Origin of the sequence: Clostridium sp. BNL1100 (assembly GCF_000244875.1) — a bacterium.
Lineage (GTDB): Bacteria > Bacillota > Clostridia > Acetivibrionales > DSM-1351 > Ruminiclostridium.
In genome coordinates this window covers 1,635,864-1,659,292 of sequence record NC_016791.1, presented here as the reverse complement: position 1 = coordinate 1,659,292, position 23,429 = coordinate 1,635,864, and the positions used below count along the sequence as shown (strand labels likewise).

The 23,429-nt window shown below is 33.9% G+C and carries 19 protein-coding genes; 3 read left to right on the top strand and 16 right to left on the bottom strand.

The features are described from left to right. Positions 1-13: 13 nt before the first annotated feature. From CLO1100_RS06845 to CLO1100_RS20730, 4 genes are all read right to left on the bottom strand, one after another. On the bottom strand, positions 14-1,660 hold the full coding sequence (locus CLO1100_RS06845; protein WP_014313032.1) for a recombinase family protein: 1,647 nt from the start codon (positions 1,658-1,660) through the stop codon (positions 14-16). A 77-nt stretch (positions 1,661-1,737) separates the two neighbouring features. Then, a complete protein-coding gene (locus tag CLO1100_RS20735; protein ID WP_014313031.1) occupies positions 1,738-1,914 on the bottom strand; it encodes a hypothetical protein in 177 nt (58 codons plus the stop codon). A 620-nt stretch (positions 1,915-2,534) separates the two neighbouring features. Continuing rightward, positions 2,535-2,735, bottom strand: coding sequence for a hypothetical protein (locus CLO1100_RS06840; RefSeq protein WP_014313030.1), 201 nt, complete (start codon positions 2,733-2,735; stop codon positions 2,535-2,537). A gap of 16 nt (positions 2,736-2,751) precedes the next feature. Then, entirely contained in the window at positions 2,752-2,901 is a 150-nt protein-coding gene (locus CLO1100_RS20730; protein WP_187288935.1) for a hypothetical protein, read from the bottom strand. Positions 2,902-3,062: 161 nt separating this feature from the next. Between CLO1100_RS20730 and CLO1100_RS06835 the strand changes: the two genes are divergently transcribed. From CLO1100_RS06835 to CLO1100_RS06825, 3 genes are all read left to right on the top strand, one after another. Beyond that, positions 3,063-3,440, top strand: a complete 378-nt coding sequence (locus tag CLO1100_RS06835; protein ID WP_014313029.1) for a helix-turn-helix transcriptional regulator — start codon at positions 3,063-3,065, stop codon at positions 3,438-3,440. A gap of 742 nt (positions 3,441-4,182) precedes the next feature. Beyond that, a complete protein-coding gene (locus CLO1100_RS06830; protein WP_014313027.1) occupies positions 4,183-4,896 on the top strand; it encodes a LytTR family transcriptional regulator DNA-binding domain-containing protein in 714 nt (237 codons plus the stop codon). Between the two features lie 14 nt (positions 4,897-4,910). Further along, positions 4,911-6,197 carry a GHKL domain-containing protein gene (locus CLO1100_RS06825; protein ID WP_242836693.1) on the top strand — a complete coding sequence of 429 codons (1,287 nt, stop codon included), beginning with the start codon at positions 4,911-4,913 and terminating at the stop codon, positions 6,195-6,197. 21 nt (positions 6,198-6,218) lie between these two features. Here CLO1100_RS06825 and CLO1100_RS20195 read toward each other — a convergent pair whose 3' ends face one another. The 12 genes from CLO1100_RS20195 to CLO1100_RS06780 form a co-directional block, all read right to left on the bottom strand. Next, positions 6,219-6,353, bottom strand: a complete 135-nt coding sequence (locus tag CLO1100_RS20195; RefSeq protein ID WP_014313025.1) for a cyclic lactone autoinducer peptide — start codon at positions 6,351-6,353, stop codon at positions 6,219-6,221. Positions 6,354-6,618: 265 nt separating this feature from the next. Beyond that, on the bottom strand, positions 6,619-6,786 hold the full coding sequence (locus tag CLO1100_RS20725) for a hypothetical protein (RefSeq protein ID WP_187288913.1): 168 nt from the start codon (positions 6,784-6,786) through the stop codon (positions 6,619-6,621). A gap of 313 nt (positions 6,787-7,099) precedes the next feature. Continuing rightward, positions 7,100-8,368: a metallophosphoesterase family protein gene (locus tag CLO1100_RS06820; protein ID WP_014313024.1), complete on the bottom strand. Its 1,269-nt coding sequence runs from the start codon at positions 8,366-8,368 to the stop codon at positions 7,100-7,102. A 1,843-nt stretch (positions 8,369-10,211) separates the two neighbouring features. Continuing rightward, positions 10,212-10,334, bottom strand: a complete 123-nt coding sequence (locus tag CLO1100_RS21225; RefSeq protein ID WP_014313022.1) for a hypothetical protein — start codon at positions 10,332-10,334, stop codon at positions 10,212-10,214. Between the two features lie 264 nt (positions 10,335-10,598). Next, entirely contained in the window at positions 10,599-10,850 is a 252-nt protein-coding gene (locus CLO1100_RS06815; RefSeq protein WP_014313021.1) for a DUF1871 family protein, read from the bottom strand. Between the two features lie 15 nt (positions 10,851-10,865). Then, entirely contained in the window at positions 10,866-16,340 is a 5,475-nt protein-coding gene (locus CLO1100_RS06810; protein ID WP_014313020.1) for an RHS repeat-associated core domain-containing protein, read from the bottom strand. Then, positions 16,337-17,206 carry a hypothetical protein gene (locus CLO1100_RS06805; RefSeq protein ID WP_014313019.1) on the bottom strand — a complete coding sequence of 290 codons (870 nt, stop codon included), beginning with the start codon at positions 17,204-17,206 and terminating at the stop codon, positions 16,337-16,339. Before CLO1100_RS06805 ends, CLO1100_RS06810 begins: the two co-directional genes overlap by 4 nt. 35 nt (positions 17,207-17,241) lie before the next feature. Further along, entirely contained in the window at positions 17,242-20,199 is a 2,958-nt protein-coding gene (locus tag CLO1100_RS06800) for an RCC1 domain-containing protein, alpha-tubulin suppressor (protein ID WP_014313018.1), read from the bottom strand. A 213-nt stretch (positions 20,200-20,412) separates the two neighbouring features. Further along, positions 20,413-21,120: a helix-turn-helix domain-containing protein gene (locus CLO1100_RS19965; RefSeq protein ID WP_014313017.1), complete on the bottom strand. Its 708-nt coding sequence runs from the start codon at positions 21,118-21,120 to the stop codon at positions 20,413-20,415. A gap of 77 nt (positions 21,121-21,197) precedes the next feature. Next, positions 21,198-22,328, bottom strand: coding sequence for a hypothetical protein (locus tag CLO1100_RS06790; protein ID WP_014313016.1), 1,131 nt, complete (start codon positions 22,326-22,328; stop codon positions 21,198-21,200). Then, entirely contained in the window at positions 22,303-22,485 is a 183-nt protein-coding gene (locus CLO1100_RS06785) for a hypothetical protein (RefSeq protein ID WP_014313015.1), read from the bottom strand. Before CLO1100_RS06785 ends, CLO1100_RS06790 begins: the two co-directional genes overlap by 26 nt. An 11-nt stretch (positions 22,486-22,496) precedes the next feature. Next, positions 22,497-23,429, bottom strand: coding sequence for a M23 family metallopeptidase (locus tag CLO1100_RS06780; RefSeq protein WP_014313014.1), 933 nt, complete (start codon positions 23,427-23,429; stop codon positions 22,497-22,499).

Here is a 23,429-nt window from a genome sequence, read left to right as displayed (position 1 = left end):
TGTATATAGGAAATTATTCTTTGGCTCTTAAATAGAAAACATCATCAAAGGACTTATCAAGCATATTCCAATCAATATATATATCCTTTACTTCGTTTCCTTTCTCATCTTTTATGGTATATGCCTCGATTTTATTGATAACTCTTTTAAGCAATGCATTATTTAGATTATCAACATCAACTTTATTAATGAAATCAAGATAGTTATTATATTTTCTTTTTACTTCATTTCTTGCATGATCTATTCTTTTAATTTTAGCAAGCTCGGTGTCTATCATTTTTTTATTGTTTTGTAACTCATCGTTTTGCTGCTTGTACTGTTCTTCATCAATAATATTTTTTGAAAATAGCTTTAAATTTGCTGATACTTCTGCTTTAATCTCATCCAGCCTTGCCTGAAGCTCCGTAATTTTTCCTTCTACTTCCTCACTGCTGAAAAAGGACTGCATATATTCACTAAACATTTTATCAAGTGAATCCTTGTTTGTTCTCAGTTTTTTTATTTCTTTTTTTACTCTTTCTATCAACACATCCTCATGCCATGAATTTCTGTATTGGCATATGTCATTGTGATATTGGTCATGTTGTATACACACCCATTCAACTCCGAATTTTCTTGTTCCATCCTTACGTTTCCAGCCCCACAATTTTTTCCTTCTCATTGCTATTCCGCAATTTCTACAGTAAAGGAGATTGCTGAAAATATTCGCATTACTGGGTCTTGATGCCTTACTATACATCTCTTTTCTTTTAGAGTACTCTCTTTGTACTTCCTGAAAAGTTTCATCAGATATAATTCTCAGCTCTTCTCTTTGGTTTATTATCCATTCGTCTTCTGGTACCGGTTTTCTGCTTTTGTAAACTTGCCCATCATGGACAAATCTGTCTAAATTAATATCTGTATTAATTTGTCTATGTGTTATTTGTTTTCCTGTATATATTTCATTTGATATGATACCAAAAATCTGTGATGTAGACCATCTTCTCCCCTTTTGTGTAAGTATCTTTTCACTATTCAGATATTTTACTATTTTGGTGCTTCCCCAACCTTCCAAATACAAATCGAATATCTTTTTTACAACATCCAACTGCTCTTTTACAGGTTCCAGGTAACCTTTATTATTTTTATATCCATAGGGCAAGGCACTTGTAAATTTACCTGCTTCCTGAGCTTTTCTTATTCCGAATTGAACCGCAGTACTTTTGGCCCTGCTTTCTTCTTGCGCCATAACAAATAATATATTAATGGTAGCTTCATTTGCCGGATTCAAGCTGTCAAGCCATCCGTCTTCAAAAATAACTTTAATTCCCATTACTTTGAGCTTTTTTAGAATTCCTGCACCGTCCTCCACGTTTCTGGCCCAACGCTGTACATTTTTTACAAGAATAGCATCAAACTCTTTTCTATATGCACATTCGAGCATATAGTTAAAAGCTCCCCTATTTTTGAGCTTTGTTCCGGAAATTCCTTCGTCCGCAAAAATGGATGGTATATATTTAACAACCTCATTTTTCTTATCTTTTGAATAATACATTCCACATTCTGCTCTGGTAAAACCATTCTTATTAAACAATTCCGTATAATGCTTTATCTGATTTTCCAAACTATTCATCTGCTCTGTACTGTCAGAACTTACTCTGCAATATGCAACACATCTCATATATAATCTTCTCCAATATCGCTAAATATACCTTATATTGGTTTAATAATATTATACATGAACAGATAATTCAAGATTCAATGGTTACAGACAATTCTTTCCCATTTATTATATATATCTTTAGGAATTGGTTTTAAGCCATATTCGTAAATAAGTATGTCATTTACACTCACGTCCAGTAATTCTGATAATTGCTTATCTGATATTTTCGTATCCCTGATTCTCAATAAATATAGCTGTCTCCCAGTCCTCACTTAATTCGCCTCCCTATACCTACATGATATTCAAAAGAAAGAATCGGGTTCTCTATTTTAAGTTCTTTTTCATAACACATCTACATACTGGAGTCACTTCAATTTAAAGGAACTCCAGTACATAGTTTATTATGAATTTTTTCTCTTTCCGCCAATTCAAATTTTAATTATAATTTCCTCGCAGGGTTTAACCTCTTGGCTCCGCTCCGGTATTATCAGCAGCTATTTGTGACTGGCATATTGCCATTATCCATGTGAACCGCCGAATGCAGTTCTATTTATACATGGAACACAAATTAATTCCACTGCTGTATAATTGGCGTATATATTCCACTCCTCATCTGCTGTCAAATATCCAAGCAAACCCATCTCACATTTAACTATTTATTTCCTTTGCTGTTGACGGACGCCTGAGACACCGATACAATTAAGATACCAATATAATATAATTTGATGACAGAGTTATGTTGTCAAGGTTCAAGGGTGGGCGGCAGCACAATGAGTGTGAAAAACGATTGGCAGTCGCCTTTTTTATTTTCATAAACTGCTATTGCAATTTAGAGGAAAACGCCCTATAATTGAAAATATCAAAGGTTACTTTTGAGAGAGTACACCTAAACTTAATAGTTTTTGTAAGAAACTATCGGATACTCAGTGGTCGAAACACTGGGTATTTTTCGTTTTGTAGGTCTTATAACAATTCTTCTATCAGTAACCTTTTTAAACCTAATGCTGGATACCAGCAAGCCTCCTATGAAAAAGCCACCTATAAAACCAAGAATGAAAACCTGTAGAACGTGAGAAAACGTGTAAAATTGCATTAATGCTACCTCCCTTCTATGAATTTTCTTCTTCCCGCGGCTTTGATTTTAATAAAATTCCCTCACATATCCAAAGCAGTCGGTCTCTTTCCCTTTCTTCTAATAACGGTAGCACCTTTACAAAGGTTTCAATGATCTTCTTTTCCTCTGCTGACAAATTTGACAATATGTATACCACTCCCCTTAATTTAAGTAATGGCTATTATTACCTTTATGTCTCTATGAGACAATTATATGATTCAAAAGGACATAAGTCAATAGTTTTGTTACCTAAAATGTTGCAAAGAAACAAATTATATATTATGCTAAAATAAGGGAGGTGTTTTTGTGAATGAACGATTGAAAATAATTAGGCAAGAATTAGGTCTAAGCCAAGAAAGTTTCGGTAACAGTATAAATTTATCAAGATCGCATATCGCTTCTTTGGAAAATGGATTAAGAGAATTGACCGATAGAACTATATCTGATATTTGCCGTATATATAACGTCAACGAAAATTGGCTTAGAACTGGTAAAGACAAAATGTTCCTCCAATTAGATAGAGAAGATGAATTAGCAAAATGGGCTGGTTCATTGGTTAACCCTAATAATGATAACGCATTTATGAAAAAGTTCGTACACATTTTAAGTAAATTGGATGTAGATGATTGGAAAGTCCTTGAAAAAATTGTTACTTTAATGGCAGAGGAAAAAGATAAAGGCTAGTTAATAAGCACATAACTAGCCTTTTATCATACTAATAAATAAATATATTCTTTTTAAGATACTAACATTATCTATGTTAGTAAGCATTTCAATAATTAATTTTTTATATTGGATACTTTTTATATTTTGAGGTTCTGTAATTTGTTTCGTAATCATGTATCCTATCTCCTAAATAACTTTTATAATATTATCTATAAAATTCTCCCTTCTTTTAAAATTATAAGTATATGATTCGGAATTGTAGTTATTTATTCTAAAAGCTTATTTATCAGTCCGCATTTATATTTAAGTTAATCATTGTTCAAAACTATCTATTTATTGTCCAAGATTGAAAAAACTCATTAATTGGCAATAATTAGCTGCAAATATAACAAGATATTACATGAATAATTGTTAAGGTGGTATAATATAAAAGCGATACGGGCTATGCAACTTTAAGCTTCTTCCAAAGCTCAAAATTGTAAGGAATAAATAACTTAGTAATAATATTTTACCTCCTTTCAGGGGTTATTTACTTTTATTCACCTAGAGTATATATTGATGTTTATTACTATGTCTACATTTATTTACCAAATAGCTTGATTTTATGTCTAAAATTTGAAAATATTCTGATTTTTGACGATATTTGATAAAATATGAACTTAATTTCACTAGGGCTACTATAAATATGGTAGTCTATGTTTGCGTTCACATAATTTAACATATATTATTGTACTATCACCCTATTAAGGAGGTAGTATTAGTGTTAAAATTGTCAGTCCTTGATGACGATCCCCAAATGATTGAACAGTATGAAAACATAATTCCCGAATGGTTTAAAAGAAATAATCTAAATGGTGAATTAGTTATTGCAACAACAAGCCATACCAAGTTTTTAGAAGAAATTAAAAGTAATACATCCAATGTATGCATTATTGATATAAATCTAAAGGATAACGTCAATGGTATGTACATAGCGGAACAAATTAGGAAAAGCCACTCTACAATAGAAATTATTTTTGTAACTGGTTGTTTGGATTTTATTCAACGAGCCTTTGAAGTGCGAGCTTATCAATTCATTCAGAAACCTGATATGAAATTATTAGAAGAGACAATAGTCAAACTCGCTAATGAAAAGGAATCTCTTAATCAAGATCATGTAGAAATCAAATGTAACTCAGAAATCTATTTCATTCCTATTAATGATATAAATTTTATAGAACGCTTAAAAAGAAGAACTATTTTACATGCAAGAACAGGTGATTTTGTTACTTATGAAGGACTCGAAGATCTTGCCAGTAGGATTGGAAGCAAGAAGATTAAACGTTGTCATAGATCTGTTTTTGTTAATTCTGACAAAATCTATTGTATAGACCTTAAACGCAAAATAATTACTTTACAAGACAGTACGACCTGTGATATCGGACCTAAATTTTTTAGTGATTTTCATTCCACTGAAAGGATTAAATCTATATGAGTATATGGTACTTATTGGTAAATACACTCTTTTCAACCTTGTCAGCAATCCTTGTGTATGTATTTTTAAAAATTAATTTTGGTTTTAACTGTTCCAGAAATCGCTTGTTAGTTTTTTTAGCTTTGTTTGGCTTTATTAATGGTGCTATGTCAACTGCATGGACACAACTCATTGAAATGCCTAACGAATTACAATTTATAAAGCCAATTATTATAATGTTGTTAAGTATTGAATCAATTCGGTTCGTGTTGAAAGTAGACTGGAGTAAAACAGTTTTATCATTATTTATAATTATGATTGCCACAGGTGTCGGCAATTTTGTAGCCCCCGTACTATTTAATTCCCTCGGTTTAGGTATTACAACAAAATCTGTAAGTGAAAATGTAACATTATATTTTTTAGTTAATATAGTTATTCACACTATAGCTGCTATTATAATATTTATATACCCTGTATTCTCACGATTAAAAAAAGTGAAAAATTTTAAGTCAATTTCTGTTTTACTTGGTATAACAATCCTTGTTATGGTTTTTAACAACAGCATATATTTTTCTCGGAACATATCAGTTTTTTCATCGATAATGGCACTATTATCTTCTTTGCTATTTTTTATTACGGTAATAATCCTTATTAATAAGTACCAAAAAAGCGAAGAACTAAAAGAGGAACAGAGACAACAAATATTTTACAATGAATCTCTTAGTAATACTTTGCAGGAGTTAAGAAGAGTTAAACATGACCAAAATAACCATTTGTCTGTCTTAAATTATATGATACAAAATAAGAAATGTGATGAAGCGATTAAATACATATCTGAAATTTCCGCTACCATTAACACTATAAATACAACGATTTATAATATAAAAAACGTTGCGTTATTTGCAATAATCTCCTCAAAAATGGATATGGCTGAATCTTCAGGTATAGAAATCGATTTAAAAACCTTAGGTGTAATAGACTCTATACCAAATATAAAGGTATCTGATTTATGTGAAATAATTGGTATTTTCTTAGATAATGCTATTGAGGCCGCACAACTCAGCGATAAAAAAACTGTAGGTGTGAATATCTTTAGTTTTGATACATGCATTGATATTAAAATTAGTAACAGTTGCGACAATATGCCTCCGATGGGGAGGATAAAAGAAGATGGATTTTCAATAAAGGGCGAAGATCGTGGACACGGATTGGCTATAGCAGAGAAAATACTAAGCAAATATAAAACCGTCTTAAACTCAACAATGTATGATGACATCGAAAATAAATTTATTCAGGCCATAAAAATAGAAAGACATATTTAATCATGTCTTTCTATTTTTATGTTACTTCAACAAAGATTTTGGGCATTCCTTTTGATAAAAGGCCCAAATCCAACAAGCTCCTGCTGATGTCGTTGCTGCAAAAACACCTAGTACTGACAAAAGTAACAGTACCACAAATTTAAGGCGTTTAATCATAAAATCACCTCCAATATTTAACTATATTTTATATATTAATTATTAGTAAAATTCGATAAATTTTAACAAAATTCACTCTATCACCAATATTTTATAATAAATCTCATATTTTTGCTATTGTATTTTGAAACTTTTAGTATAAAGTATGAAATAGCTTTTTGAATGGTATTTTTTAATTGGCCGAACTATTTCCAAGAACCGATATACTTGCACGCAAAAGCAATGCAGAAAACAGGAAAAACGTTTGCTAAGTCAAAAAATGAAATTAAAAGTAAAACGTTGGAAGTTCAAAATTATTAAATACTGCTGTAGATAATGGTATTTCAGATATTATAACTTGAGTTTCAACTTGAACAAGAATAAATAAAGAATATCCCCAGCTTTCCATTTCTTGATGGCTGATTTTTTCTTCTCCCCACAAGCCATATTTCATACATACTTCAAACCCCTATTCCATATATAAAAATTTCAGACTTGTGCGAGGTCATTTGTTTATTTATATTATTCACATGGCACTGGTTTTATTAATGTTTGAATGGTACAAATTAGGAGATATACCGAATATATTGCTTTATTGCGCTCCTGCTGCGGTTTCTTTTGGTTTCCTGTCTGGCTACGGTAATATATAAAATAATTAATCAAATTACAGGAAAGATAAGCAAGGCAGTAACAAAGCCCATAGAGATTTGAAATATCTGATCCATGGACTTTGTTAGTATTTAGGAGTATTAATAATATAAATAGCGCTATTTTTTAACTATTGAAAAACTATCTGTTTTTGTCATAGAATCTGTTCTGTATGTATCAAATGAAAGGCTGCTGCCATTTATACTTACATATGAGAACGTGGGGGCATTGACCTGGGATCTGACTGCAACATAGTTTGCCTGAGTTCCGTTAAGGTCGTAATATTTGCTTCCTGATGAAGAGTTCAGTGTAAAATAAACTGTACCCGAAGGATTTACTACAGCTCCGTTTGTGTCGTATGTCTGAGTCAATTGGGGCACATTGCCTTTCATAACATAAGTTCTCGTATATGAATGGTCATGCCCTGTTATTACGATATCAATTCCATAACTGTCAAATATGGGGTAGAGTGCATTTCTGAGTTTTATAATAGAAGATTCTAATGCATGACTTCCTGAACCATAAATGTCATGATGAAATGTTACTATTTTCCATGTCTTATTTGGGTTAGCAGCAACAGCATTTTTTATAAATGTTTGATGCGTAGTTCCACTGGTGTTATTTGTATTAAGTACCATAAAGAGTGTGTTACCGTAAGTATAATAATAATCACCAGAACCGGGAGAGGTAATTCCATAAACATTGGAGATGTTTGGAAGATTAAAGTGGTATCCGTAGTTTAAAGCTCCGTTATCATGATTACCCAGAGCTGGTGCAAGAGGGATACTTGTAAAATTTGTCGGCGAAAAGAAACCGGTAAAATTAGATTCGCTGTTATTGGTATTAACCTGATCTCCAGCTGACATAATAAAGGAAGCATTAGGAAATTGGTTTATTGCTTTTGTTATTGTTTCATTCCATCCAGTTGTGTCTGAAGCAATGCTACCAGCTCCAATCTGAGGATCTCCGACTGCAAAGAAGCTAAACTGTGTTTCAGAACCGGTTGTATAGAAATAATTGGAACTCCAGTTGCCTAGGCCATCACCAATACGGTAAACATACGAAGTTGCCGGAGAAAGAGCAGTTACAGTTGCTTTATTGCTGTAATAACCGGAAGCTGCAGAGTTGGATGTACAGTAAAAGGAATTAGCTATATCAGCGGGAAATTCTGAACCTGTCATGGAAGATTTCAAAGCAATCTGAACGAGACTCTCAGTTCTGGATGTGGAATACCAGGAAATATTAAGTTCTGATATGCTTTTGCCAGGGGTTAAAGCGATATCTAAGGCATTATAAACTGCTGCATGAGCTGATATAAATGTAAGAAATATAACCAAAACTACCGCTAAAATTGGGGTAAGACGAAATAAATTTGATTTTTTTTTCATAAATAACCCTCCTATGTTTAAGTTGGAATAATTTAGTATAAATTTTATTTATAGGTAATTACCAACTTAACTATAACTAATCAGTATTGGTTTGTTATTAAAACCATGTAAATTAATTGTTAGCTTAAATCGATTTTTTCATTTCGGAATACTAATTGAATATGTTGCGCTTTATATAAATTTGAGGTTTGCCCTCCATCCTTCCTGACCGTGGAGTCCTTTCAACTTAAAATCTGCCCATACCCCTAATTGTCACACATGTATCATTATATGTATCCAACGGGATTAATTTATACCGGTTTCCAAGCACCACAAATATTTATAAAATTTTTTAGGGACATTTTATAAAACATTGGACATATTTTATAACGGGGTAGATATAAATACAGGTTATAATCTTCTTAATTTTTACCGTTTGGAATTTGTAAAAGCATATGATTTATACCCTTTTTTAAGAATACCCCAAAAACCTTGATATGACTGAGTTTTGGAACACCTCCCACAGGGTTACTACGAAAGTGGTAAATACCTTGAAATACAGGACATTTGTCAATATTTACAAGACTTAAAATATTCAGTTTATTTAAGAGTAAGAATTCTGTACTTACTCTTGTACCTGCCTGATTATTAGATACGATTTAAACGCATGTAGAAGATTAGCAACCTTGAAAAGGACAAAAAAATAGTACTTACCCTTTCTTGGGTAAACACTATGATATTATATTATAATTGCTCACATCCCATTTAAATCCATTGCACTGCATATTTCAATTACCAACTTGCAAGGAATATCTAGTCTGGATTTACACTTAGTATTATCTTAATCATACACCAAATTAAAAAGCATTAATACCCAACTATACATATAATAACAGCATACAAATTCCCATTATGTGGTATATTAAGTATGAATGGGCTAAAAATTTATGTATCAGAAAAGTCCCTTTCTTTTAATTTTGCTTCTGCCCACCCAATTCCCAAAAGTTGCAAATTATAGATACGAACTTTACGATCTTTTTTTGCCCAGGTATCCTTGTCATTGCAAGGAGCTCAATTTTTTTAACAGTCAATTTCCATATTTTGTGGGTATAAGCAAAAGTGGTAAAAAGCTTGATATACGGTCATAATTTTAAAAAACTTGCAAAAACTGTTCCGGAATAAACATTCTGCTTATAATGAAAGGGATTCGCTATAAAAGGTTCATAGTTTATTACTTTCAGAAATCTTTTGATTCTCCTGTTCGGGGTATAAATCACCCTGAATTAGCTTAGTTTACTGATGTTCAGGGTAATTATACAGAAATAAGTAATTTATAAATGCCAAAGTTGCTTAACTGAACCATATTGTAAAATTAATATCATATATGGTATGGCTGCATCTCTGTGTCATATAAGGCTTCTTATTATTATACCCTAGTGATTCCCTTGGCTTTTTGTGTTTTCCAATATCATTCCCCGGAGTGACTTTTCTTTGTTCTTCAATGTCTCTATTTTTATTGATACCTTATACCTACTATTCATGTTTTATGTCCCTTGCAATGTGTCCACCTTTTTACACTTATATTCATTAGATTTTATAACTGTAGTTTTCAGAAATAGCCTATACACCATTTTGTTAGATGGAGTATAGGCCACTTCAGTACTTACCATATTTAAATTGAATTACTAAACAGGTATATTAGCAGCGGTGGTTGCTTTCACAGTCTTTTTCGGTAGTGGCTCTATATCAATCATTGTTATATACATCAATTATTATTTTACTTCCCAGTTTAGCCATATGTAAAGTTTCTCACTGACAGTCATAATTACTTTGTACAAGGCTTTATCTGTTTCATCTAATCCACTCAATAAGGCATCTTCCATCTTCTTAGCCTGTTCATTATACCTTTCCTAATCAGTATTATCAGAGTAGCCCATATTTTAAAAGGGCTTAGTTCACCTTTAAAGAACAGTTCTATAAAGCTCATTAATTCACCACCAAACTATAAATTTGGCTCCATCATAACTCTAAAGCTATAATGTAAAATGATGCAAGTCCTGTTTTGTATATCTCCACCTTGGCAGAAACAGTTTAAAGGGATTGCCTTTATTTATTGGTAGCGTGCGCAATCACTCCAATCAAAGAACAAGCCCTACAGAGTGTGTTTGCCCTATCAATTCAGAGTTAGGGATTTATTTGTTTACAGTAAAAGGGATCTACTCACTAATTATTAGTGAGCTGCCCCAACTTTTTATGAATTTAATATTTTATTTGCTATGATAAAACAGTCCTCATAAGTTTTATCAAAAAAATGCCCAAATTGTTCTGTAAAAATTTCTTTGATAGTTTTTGCAATTGTTCTGACATCCGAATAATTCTGATAGCAATAAAATATTTGATTTATTTCATTTTTATATTCGTCACTTGGTGCGTGCGCCATTAAACCTATCGGGTCCCACTCGTTTATTATTTCTTTAATCTTTTCTTCCATCTTTTCTTCCATATCCAATTCCTCCTATTAATTAAAAAGTTTTTTAACTAAATTTACTATTTTGGGATAGAAATCATTTTTAGTATAAGTAGTTATTATTTCTCCGCCCTTTCCAAGAATAACTACACCTTGTTTTGTAATATAAAAGAACTTTTTACCTCCATCTTGGGCCAAAACTTTTCCGTTTGATACAATACTCTCTACTAATTCCTTTGTAACACCTCTTTCTGCCATTCTCTCCAAGCCATGCTTCGTTATATTTTTCCAAGCAACCGTTATACCGGGATTTTTAACTAAAGTACCGAAATTGCCAAATACTGTTCCAAAAGGCATTTCACATTTTATGAATTCTTGTTTAGGTGCTGGTCCAACTAATTTTAAAATATCATTTTTTGTGTTACCATCCCCGGTACCAATTTCAAAGCTTAATCTATGTCTGTTTCTAATTCTCTCACATTCATTATGCAAGTATGTCATATCATTATAGTTATTCACCTCTTTGGCTTCCACCCACATATTACCATATTTCCAAAGCAATTTTATCTCATCTCTAGTGCAATGGGCTATATCCCAAGATGTAACTGCATGCCCACTCGGGTCTACAAACATTATCGGATTATCCATAGCATATGTGTACAAGTTCAACGATAACGGGTCATTATCCTTCCCCCAGTATGAATCCTCACTAATAAACCTGCCAATCTCCGGGTCATAATACCTCGCCCTAAGATAAATAGTCCCCGTTTCCTTATCAAAATACTCACCAGAGTACCTGAAAACATTAGCATCATTTACGTCTGGATTCTTTTCATTACCAAATGCATCATAGTCATAATTCTTTATAACATCTCCAGATGCATCAGTCAACTGGGTTACGTCTCCGTGGCCATTGAACAGGTAAAACTTTTTATTTGCAAGTTCGTCCTCAGCATATATTAGATTTATTCCACGAACATATTTGTTTTTTATGTTTCCTGATTCATCTGTTTCCAGGGCTATCTGGTCGCCATCCCAAATGTGATTTGTAACTGTACCGTTTACATTTTTAGATGTTCTGAGGCCTGTACCGTCATATGTGTATTCTGCCGTTACGTCCCCTGTACTGGTTTTTATCAGTTGATTAAAACCGTCGTACTCATTTAATGTTAAATCCGCGGTTTCTTGTTCTTCATCTGTTGATAAGCTAACCTCTGTTGTTTGACCCTGTATAGTTGGTGAAATTTTTTCCGTTGTTTTGCAAATCGTGTTTCCGTTGTTGTCATAGTTATATCTTGCAATATTTAACTCAGAATTTTCTTCTGTAGTCTCAGCAAGTAGCCTGTTACTTTTATCGTAAGTGTAATTTGTCACAGACTTCCCGTTTATCGTCATTGTTTTTCGATTGTTACTGTCATCGTAAGCATAAGAGACAGCAGGTTCATCTGATGGAATTTCATTCGTCAATCTTCCTAAACCATCATACTTATATGATGTAGTTTTTCCTTTATTACCAGTTTTTGACGCCTGATTACCGTCAAGATAATACTGATAAATGTAGCTTGATAAAAGAGTCCCATTCTTAATGTTTGTAATGGAGTCCAACTTGTTATCAGCATTATACATATACGTGGTTTTATTTCCGTTTGAATAGGTTAATGACTGTCTGTTTCCATTTGCGTCATACTCGTAGGTTGCAGTTAAAACCCCGTTTTCGTATACCTTTTCCAGTCTATTCATATTGTCATATGTATAAGTAGTATTTGTTTTGACTAACCCGTTTTGTTTTATAACTATGGATTTACAGTTATTAGCCGCGTCATAAGTATACTCCTTTTGAATTTCATTTGATGAAACTTCTTTTACTAACCGACCCAAATCATCATAAAAATACTCTGTATTGGTGCCTCCACCATTCATCTCTTTCTTTTTACCGGTCAAAGTATAAGTATATGTATATGATGCATTTAGAGATGGATTTTCGGTATTTTCAACTGATTTTGTCAGTAATCTTCCATCTCCATCATATGTCATATTTATTAAACTACCGTTTTTATCTTTCTTTTGTAGCTGATTCCCATTTAAATCATATGAATAAATTTCAGAATTTCCATTTGGGTCTGTCATTTTTACAAGGTTATTAAATCTGTCGTATTCATATTTATTGGTTGAAAAACTTTCATCATCAGAAGACAGATCGTCCAATCCCTTAATATTTAAGCTACTGCTGAGTCCCGTATACATCCTAAGTTTATTTCCTGTAGGATCATAGTAGTACTGAGTATAGTTTTCAGGAGAATTATTTTCATACTTAGTAACATTAGTAAGCATATTACGAGAATCATAGTCATATCTGGTCTCTGAAAAAGTCAGTGCTTCGCCCGGTTTGCTATTACTTATCATATCGCACAGCAAATTTCCATTTTCATCATAATAATGCTTTTTTATAGTAGAGTACAAGGTTCCATTTTCATTTTGAAATGGCACTGTTTCTTTAATTAATCTTCCCAGGCTATCATATTCGTAGGATGTACAATAGTCACCTGTGAGACTAGCTTTGAAATCTGATGTCCAAGCCAATCTTCCAAGTGTATCATATCCTGCTCTTGAATAGGTTCCATCTATGTTTGTGGTCATTATTACATTTCCTGCATGATCATAGTCAAATTTAGTTGTGTATTCGCGATTTAGATATACTTCCGGCTCATCATATGCACGGGCAGTTTTTTCAGTTATTTTATTACCTACATAGTCATACTTAAAAGTATCCAAGTATTCTGCTCCATTGTGTACATTACCCTGTTTTACTAATCTGCCCGTCTTATCTGTATATGTAACTGATATTATTGAAGGTGAATTCACATCTCCCATTACAGTTTTGGTCACTTTTGTATAGCTACCATTTTCACTTGCATCATTATATGTATATGATTCTTTATCAATTACAACGTTGGACTGATCTGTAGTTTCCTTTTCAGCTAATTTGCCGTCGCTTAAATAATTATATGTTATGCTTCTGTATGATGGACTTGAATTCCGATTATTCTCGGCTTTTAGTTTCATTTCACTGTCATAAGTATATTGATTAAGAAACTCTCCTGAACTGAAGTCTTGCTCACTCTCAAGATTTCCAAGTTTATCGAAATTATACTTAATCTTAGTACCTTTTTCATCAGTAACTATTGTACTATTTTCTGAACTTCTTGTAGTATAAGACCATGATTTATAACTTGCATCAGGATGTGTTTCCTTTATAACCCTATTTAGTTTGTCAAATTCATACTTAGTCGGGTTTCCATTTTTAGCATCAAAGCTTTCTACAATATTTCCATACCAATCATACTTATATGTTTCCTGAACTGTTGATCCTGGTTCATTACTTTCGACCGGATCAATATCTTTGACGTCAGCCCATATACGTGTCAAATATACTCCGTTAAACTTTCCATTTCTATCAGTCTGATTGTCACTGTAGTCATATTTTGTAGATACTGAAGTTACACCGTCATCCCAAAATCTTTTTTCTTCTTTAACATTTCCGTAAACATCATAATCATAGTATGTTTTACTTTTTAAGACTCCATTTAGATAAATCTTTTTCCATTGAACAGCCTTATTGTCACTAGTAGGTGTATATTCCTCTTTTATTGTTGTTGCGGCATCTTGGTTGTATTCTTTAGCTAAAGTATAGTGATATGTACCATACGTAAAAGTTACTTTATGTTTATTATCTAAAGGCATATTATTATTATCTCTTGTTGCCTGACAATCCCAGTATCCTACCAAATCCCTATAGCCTGACGAATCATACTGATAGTTTTCATTTTTCTGCATGAATTCATTTGTGGCCTTATTGAATATTTTATTACACGTTTTTAATAACAACCTGGTTACAGGGTCATATTCATTTATTGTCTCATTCTTATGATCTGCACCCTCCCTTAGTATATTAAGCGGTAACAGTTTTTTATTGTATGTATAGATTTCACTGTTATTCAAATTGTCAACTATCTGCGTTTTATATGTATAGGTATCCGGAATAGCTGCATCACTGCGATAATTCGGATAACCGTCATATTCTCCTGTGTTACCATATAGATAATTTAATTTTCTGTATTTTAACTTTTCTCCATCATTTTTCGAGTCAAATCTTTCAAAAAGCTTATAGGCTTCCATTACACCATCTGTGCCGCAATTCTTTGTTATTTTTGAATATGCATAACAAGTTTCTCCGGCAGTTGGAGAAATTACTTTTGTAAGACAAGCAAATTGATTTGTAATTCCACTACTGATGCTCTTGTATAGTAAATCAACTTTTGCAGAATTGATTGTATATCTATATGTTGTCTGTCTATCAAGTGGGTCTATTACATTATCAAGAACGTAATCATTTGAATATCCTGAAATAGCAGTCTTGTTGTATTTAACAGTTCTATTATTGGCTGAATTTATCGCATCATTAACTGTCACAAGTACTTGACTTTTAGTGTAACTAATATTAATCTCTCTTCCGACACTATCAATTATTTTATTTACAATCGGATATCCAGTTGCGGAAGTATCATGTTGAAATTTGATTTCATTGTTGTACCTGTCTTTTATTCCTAAAAGTCTTCCGTCATTGCCAAAAAATGTCTTTCCTCCATCCTTCTGCTCAAGCACATAATATGAAGACGCTTGTCCATTGCTATATGACTGGTTGTCTCTGTTCAATTTCATATCAATCAACGGATAATTTTTTAAGTGAGATTGCCCAGCGCTTGATCCAAAATCGATTTGCCATGTTCCTGCACTCCCATAGTTTAGATATAGATATCCGCTTATATTTTCAATGTATGGAAGGTCAAATGCCCAACCTGCACCCAAGTATGAATACTTTTCGTTGCTTGTCACGTTATTTAAATTATTTGAATAAGAGTAACCAGTACATGCCTGTACATAATATGCATATGGACTGCCGGCTGAGTAAGATGTTACATCGTAAACATATGCCTGATGCCTTGTACTATAATATTCACTCCCATATTCATCGGAAATAGAATTATAATAACTTGAAACATTTTGTGCATCGGAATAACTATTTGCAATTAATGTATCTGAGGATGCTACATAACTTGATACTACAATACCATTAACACATGTATATACTGTAACTTTAGTATCAATACAATACCCCGCAAGTACATTTCCATAAACTGGGGATGATGTTGCATACGGCTCATACAAAGTACTATTATTCTGAGTATAATACCTTGTCAGAGAGAAATCCAAACCATTTCTCCCTTTTAAGCTTATATCAGTTTGCTTTAAGGTAATGGCACCTGTGGATGTGTCAATATCTTCATCATATGCATTACTAATAGAATATGGAGGCGTTATACCTTCCTTTAATATGGAGCGAGCATAGCCTAGTCCGTTATATTCTCCACTTTTATCTTGTACTTCCTCAGCAAATACAAAATTAAAACCAGATAATAGGATAAATATAAAACTAAAAATGGATATAAAAATTGTTTTTAATTTCATTTTGCCTCCTCCTTAAGTATATTTTCAACTGCACTCCATTTCTTTTCTTTGCTTTTTAGTTCTAAAACATGCTTAAGAGAAGAATTAAATTTTTGAGTCAAACTTTTGGCATATCCTATTTCAATAATATTTTGCATTCCATACTTTTTTGCTAACTTAATATCTTCATCGCTTATATTATTCTTTTCCCTGGCATTACTTTCTATTTCCATTTGGCTCTTTTGAGTATCTACTTTCTTCAATTCAGCTTGATGTTCTTCCCAATACTGCTTATCAAGTTCCTCATAGGTCTTGCCTGATTCCATATCACTAATTATCAGATTAGTATCCTTCCCATAATTAAGAGAAAGAATATTTATTTGACTTACCTGTTCCTTAGACAACTTTTTATTTTTCAAAGTTTCTTCTTCAGCATTTATTGATTTTAATTCATTACCCTTAGTTGTAGAACCTAAGAGATCAGATTCGATATCGTCCCATGATTTGTCGGTTTGAACTAGGGTTTTACCTTTGTGACTATATTTTAAATTTAGGATATCTTCTATGGCTTTGTGACTTGAAATGGACAGTTTTTCTGCTTTTTCTATATCATTAAGGCTATACCCACTATCATATAATTCATTCAATTTTTCTTTAGTTAAGGTAGTTACCTTGTTTCTATCATTTATTTTTTTCAGAGATTCCTTCCATTTCTCATAGTTTGAACTGTCAAGTTTGCTTGATATATTAAGTGAATCCAATGATTCAGCTTTCTCATTCTCTTTGTTAACATTTGTTTGAGACATTGCGTATATAGCTGCGGTACTGATTATTCCAAGTATAATGATACATATACCAATTCTTATAAATGTTTTAGCTTTTCTCATTTTATACTGACCTCCATTTTCAATTGCTTCAATTTTTAATTTGCATCAAAATGCAATACAACGTTATCGCTGACAGCAGCTTTAAGAGTTATGATATTTAATATTCCTGACCAGCTTTTGTCAACCGGTATGGGTTTATCAACAATAAATCTTATAATACCAGGGGCATTTTCTAAGACTGTTATTCCGGTATCAGCTATAGTTCCAATTCCTTTTTCCTTAACAAATGTAAATTTGCTTAAATCAGATACGGTGCTTATCTCATTACCATCATATGTAATAGTAAAAGAGCGTTTGGTAAAATCATTTATGTTTTTGATTTTAAGAACGAGATTAAATTCTCTATCTTTTGTACATACCGCTGTACATGATGCCGAAATAGGGATAGCTCCATTAGTACTACCAAATGAGTATTCAGCATAATCGTAAAACCCTCTTTCTCCGTTGCCCAACTGTCCAAAGTTATTTTTACCCCATGCTCGGATTGTTCCGTCATTCATCAAAACCATTGAGGTAGTATCTGAACTTGCAACTCCTGCCACTCCTTCCAGTCCACTTACCGGTGCCACTGTTACCCTTGCCGTTGTCGTTCCATCGCCAAGTTGACCATAATCGTTCGCTCCCCATGTGAAAACTTTACCATCATTTTTTAATGCTACATTATTACTAATGGAAACTATTTCACTCAAACCGTCTACCTGCCTAGCTGTTGTCCATGTTTCTACTGTGCTTGGGGAAACTGAGACCAAGATACGACCCCATTGCCAGACTGTTCCATCACTTTTTAGTGCAATACTACGGTTTCCTCCCACAGCAATGGCTTTGACCCCACTCAATCCGCTTACCTGTACAGGAATATTCGTTGTTGTTGTTGTTCCATCTCCAAATTGACCAAAATTGTTTTTTCCCCATGCCCACACTGTACCGTCATTCTTTAATGCAAGATTATGATAAGTTCCACACTCAATAGCAATTATCCCGCTCAACCCGCTTATCTGTATGGGCATTGTCATTTTTTCTAGTGGTAAATTATAAGAATCACTTCCCCATACCCACACCGTTCCATCGTTTTTTAATGCAAAACTGCGGTAAATACAGTTTGAAATGACAGTGATCCCGCTTAATTCACTTACCTGTACAGGAGTATTCCTATCTTCTTTTGTTCCATCTCCCAATTGTCCTACATTATTTTGTCCCCAAGCCCACACTGTACCGTCACTTTTTAATGCAAGACTATGAGATCCACCCGCTGAAATTGCTGTTATTCCAGAGATTCCACTCACTTGTACCGGTAATGATTTTATTGTTGTAGTTCCATCTCCAAGCTGTCCATAGCGGTTATCTCCCCATGCCCAGACTGTCCCATCATTTTTTAATGCGAGACAATGACTACTTCCTATACTAATGGCTTTAATATCACCTATATTTAATGTTTCTGTTGGATATATCACTCTTGTTGTAAACCCTTTTCCTAACTCTCCATATTCGTTATTACCCCATGCCCACACTGTACCGTCGGGCTTTAAAGCAAAACTGGTACTGTATCCACAAAAAATTGATTTTATCCCACTAAGATTACTTACCTGTGATGGCGTTGTATTAGATATAAATGTTCCGTTTCCCAATTGACCATATTGATTGTCTCCCCATGCCCAAACCGTTCCGTCATCTTTTAGTGCCATGCTATGACTAGTCCCACATGTTATTGCTATTATGCCATCAAGCCCACTTATCGGTACTGCTGTATTCTTTGATACTTTTGTTCCGTCCCCCAATTGACCAAAAGCATTGAACCCCCATGTCCAAACCGTTCCATCATTTCTTAGTGCCATACTATGATTAACCCCACATGCGATTGCTATTACTCCATCAAGTCCGCTTACAGGTACTGCTGTATTCCTGTCAGTCGTTGTTCCATCCCCCAATTGACCAGAAGTATTGTCTCCCCATACCCAAACCGTTCCATCATTTTTTAGTGCCATGCTATAATAAAACCCACATGAGATTGAAACAATACCTGAAAGTCCTTGTACCTGTGATGGTATATATTTTGAATTGGTCGTCCCGTCTCCTAATTGACCACTCTCGTTATCCCCCCATGCCCAAACCGTTCCATCATCCTTCAGTGCCAAGCTATGAGAATTCCCGCTTGATATCGCAATAATTCCAGAAAGGTTCTGTACTTGTACCGGGGAAAGTCTTGTTGCTGTTGTTCCGTCTCCCAATTGACCATAATCATTCTCTCCCCATGTCCAAACTGTTCCATCAGACTTTAGTGCCATGCTGTAATACTTACCGGCACTAATAGAACTAACTTTATTTAATCCCTCCACTGGTATTGGTGAATTTATGTCTATCGTATTATTATTTCCAAGCTGACCATAATCATTTTCCCCACATGCCCAAACTGTCCCGTCACTCTCTAATGCAAGAGTGTGGGATTCTCCTCCGGAAACTTTAATTATTGGGCCTTCTATTTTTGGTGAAGATAAATTACCCCCATTAGAACTTGAATCAAGCGTTTGAGTTTCTATAGTATTTGCATTAATTAGTTCTTCGGATGGAAGTGTAGTCCCGGTATTAGTTTTTTTAGTTTCGTTTTGCAAATGTCCTTGTTTTACACTGGTTGTAGCACTTAATACATTACTTTCCGCAACTATTATTCCATCTTTATTTTTAGCCTTAATTTTATACTGATAGGTTGTATCCGGAACCAAGTCCAAATCAGTATATGTAAAACTTTCGATTGATTTTATAATGCTTTCATTCCGATAAATATCGTATGATACTTCAGTAATACTATTATTTTTAGTAGTCCATACCAATTCAACACTTGTATCTGTAACATTAATTGTTGAAAGTGATAGAATTGGAACAGAAACTTCCATAACTACATTATTTGTTTGATTTGCATAAACTACCGTAAATAAATTAGTTTGAATTACAAAGAAAATTAATAATAAAGCCGATAAATACCTTACCCTTTTTGACATAAAAATACTCCCTTCAAGATAATAACAAAGATAATGTTTTCCATTGTAACATTTATTTGTAATTTATGTCAATTTATATAAGATAATATTATTCTATTAATTTTTATAAGATTAGTATTTTTTAACTATGATTTTAGCATTGTATATGTTTTTTAAGGTTATGATAACTATTACCTGCATAAATATACATACTTTCTTTTTCAGTAACCCTAGTTAAATGGATAAGTTCCTGGGGGGGCGCTCATGACCTCCCCCCGGTTCATTTTTCTTAAAAATAATTAAATTAGCGCTGTTAAATTTTTGATTAAGGAACTCAAACCAATATGACACTCTGTTTTTTGTACTATTTATATATTTACTTAGTTTAAAGCCGTTGGAAGTGTTTTCTGTAGTTTCATTGAAAATATGTACATGTCCCATGTTATCAATAGTATTTGCCTCTGGTTCTTTACAGGAATTGTTTTCATCGTCCTTTTGCTCTCTGTTCTCCTGCTCATTTTTATCTATATATGTCGTACATGCACGAGCCGGTTCATTAACTTCAGGTACTGAATAAGAAATATCATCATGAAGTGTCTCACACATTTCAATTTGGTCTTGCCCCACCGTATTTTCATCTTCACTTTTTGTCACTTCTTCAAAATTACAAGGAACTATTTTGTATAAATTTGAGGTTTGACCTCCGTCCTTCCTGAATCGTGGAGTCCTTTCAACTGCTCCGTATTTGCACAGCTCTCTCATGGCCCTCTTGATTGTTGAGAGTGATTTGCCCACTATCTGAGCGATTCTGTTCAGGGATGGAAAACAGGTTTGATTAGTATTATCTGCATGTTTGCACAGACAAAGATATACGAACCTTGCACTTTGGGATACGATACTTCCTTTAAAACAAATACTGTCAAAAGCCTCATTCATGTACATATTTATATAAGCCTCCATTTTTTCTGTAGTAATTGTTAAGGCCCCATGACCGTTATAATCATGGAGCCTTGATAAATTTAAAAAAGTTTAACCATATTATCATTTGTTTTCTCTGTGATATATTCCTGAAGTATTCTTTGGAATACTTCACTATTTACATCCTCTGCGAACATATCAGGAGTGTATTCGTTAAAATATACGCTGACATGCTTGTTTCCGAATAAATCAGCCAAGTGAGCTTTTTCCTTCTCCGGTGTAAATGACAGGGAAAGATTTATTTTGTGGCAACCATACTTTTGAAGCAGCTCTATCTTTTCCTTTATCTCCTGCAGCTCATATGGCTTGCTTGTCCCACAGAGTATTACTATATTGCAGTTCTTTGCAAATTCTAACGCCCCTTCACTACTCTCATCTTGGATAACCCTGCTCATATCATTTATTACAAAGTTTACTTCTTCAGGTATCTCACCTTTAAAATACACTACACCCTCACGTTCAAAACGGGTTTCTGTTACGGCTGTAAAACCGGGTGTAGAGTTTATTATCTTATCCAGATGCCCCAGTTCACTTAATTCCACCCATGATACTGTTGCACCAATAGAATTGAGATACGCAGCCATATTTATACTGAGTGTTGTTGCTCCTGCTCTCTGGTAAGCATTTATTACAGCCACCATGACTTTCTGATTTTTGAATATGTATTCTTTTTTAGCTTCTCGTTTCTTGGAATCTTCGTTTATTCGTGATGTAGTATTTGAAGCAATTTTTGCGTTATCCTGCCTTTCTTTTTCGGTATCTAAGAACTCCTGTGTGTATTGTAATCCGGCTGTTACCTGTGTTTTGAACCGTGACATATCTTCTTCCGGATTTTCTGTTATAACCGGTACATCTCCAAAAGTTTTAAGAACCTCCTGCAATACACTGGTCTTATTCCCTATATCAACATAAAGAAACTTTATCTTTGGGTTCATTATATGAATACTTTGTATTGCAAGCTTAAAAGTTTCGCTATCGTTTACAACTGTACTTAAATCTATTGCAAGGTATTTATAGTAGTTAATGCTTATTGCTTCTTTTTTAGCAAATGCGGATAAATCCAACTGGGTTGAAGATATTTTCTTTAGCATGAAGGGCTGATCTACCAGACTGGATTCATTGAGCCAATCAAAGAGATTGACATTGTTATGGCTGCATAGGTACAGCATCATATGGACTCACCTGACTTTCTATTGTTGTTTTTGCCGGACTATCTACGTGTACCGGCTTATTGTCATACGGCTTATTTATAAAATACAGGACTATAAAAATTATGCTGAGTGCTGCGTAGAACAGCAGCTCAAACACTTTGCTTGTGCTATTTTTCAAGTTTCTCCCCCCTAATTTACGATTACAACGGACACCTTTGAAATATTATCCTGATACGACCAATCTCTGGCCACCACACTGTAGCTGCCGGAATTAAGGTTACTGAAAGTATATGTCTTTTCAAATGTACCAATCCAAGTTATACCACCATCATTGCTTACCTCGTATCCCCTATCTCTACCCCCTGTGATATTGACTTTTATATTGCCTTTACCGGACAAACAGGATATTTCAATAGGTACAGGGTCTATGTACAATTTGGGGTCTACTGGTACGGCACTACCGTAAGTACTACCTTCTCTTACTTCAAAGTGCAAATGGTGTCCCGTTGATGTTCCGGGATACATATCCTTTCCCGGTTCACCGCCTTCTGAAGCAACTGCATCTCCCTGTCTTACCCGGCCGTTCTGCTGTACATGTATAGCTGACAAATGAAGATACCGAGTAAAGAATTGTTTTCCGTTTACGTCATGATACAGGACTAAAAACATTCCGGCTTCATCATTTACACCCATGTTGTACACCTGACCATCGGCAATAGCGTATACATTTGAATGCCAATCCGTATTAAAGTCCTGTCCCCAATGTGGTCTTGAGATTCCGAGAACAGGATGATGTACAGGTGTAGGGCTGAATCCCCTGCTTCCGGTTGTTCCTTCAGTGGGATATGTGCATATGCCTCCCCTGTCCAATACTTTATTTTCCGGCATCAAATAAAATCCGTAATCTGTTTGGGCATTTTGTATTGCAGTCTGCTCATCAGCAGATAAACTATATTTGTCAGTAAGAAATTGAAACGGTGAAGTAAGTATGTAGAAAATAAAGCATATTATCAGCATTAATATACCTATTGGTACGAATATGGCAACCACAAGTCCCTTTCGCCCTTTTTCACTCGCTACCACCTGTACTGCTGCTTTTATAAGTGCAGGATTTATGGCCAA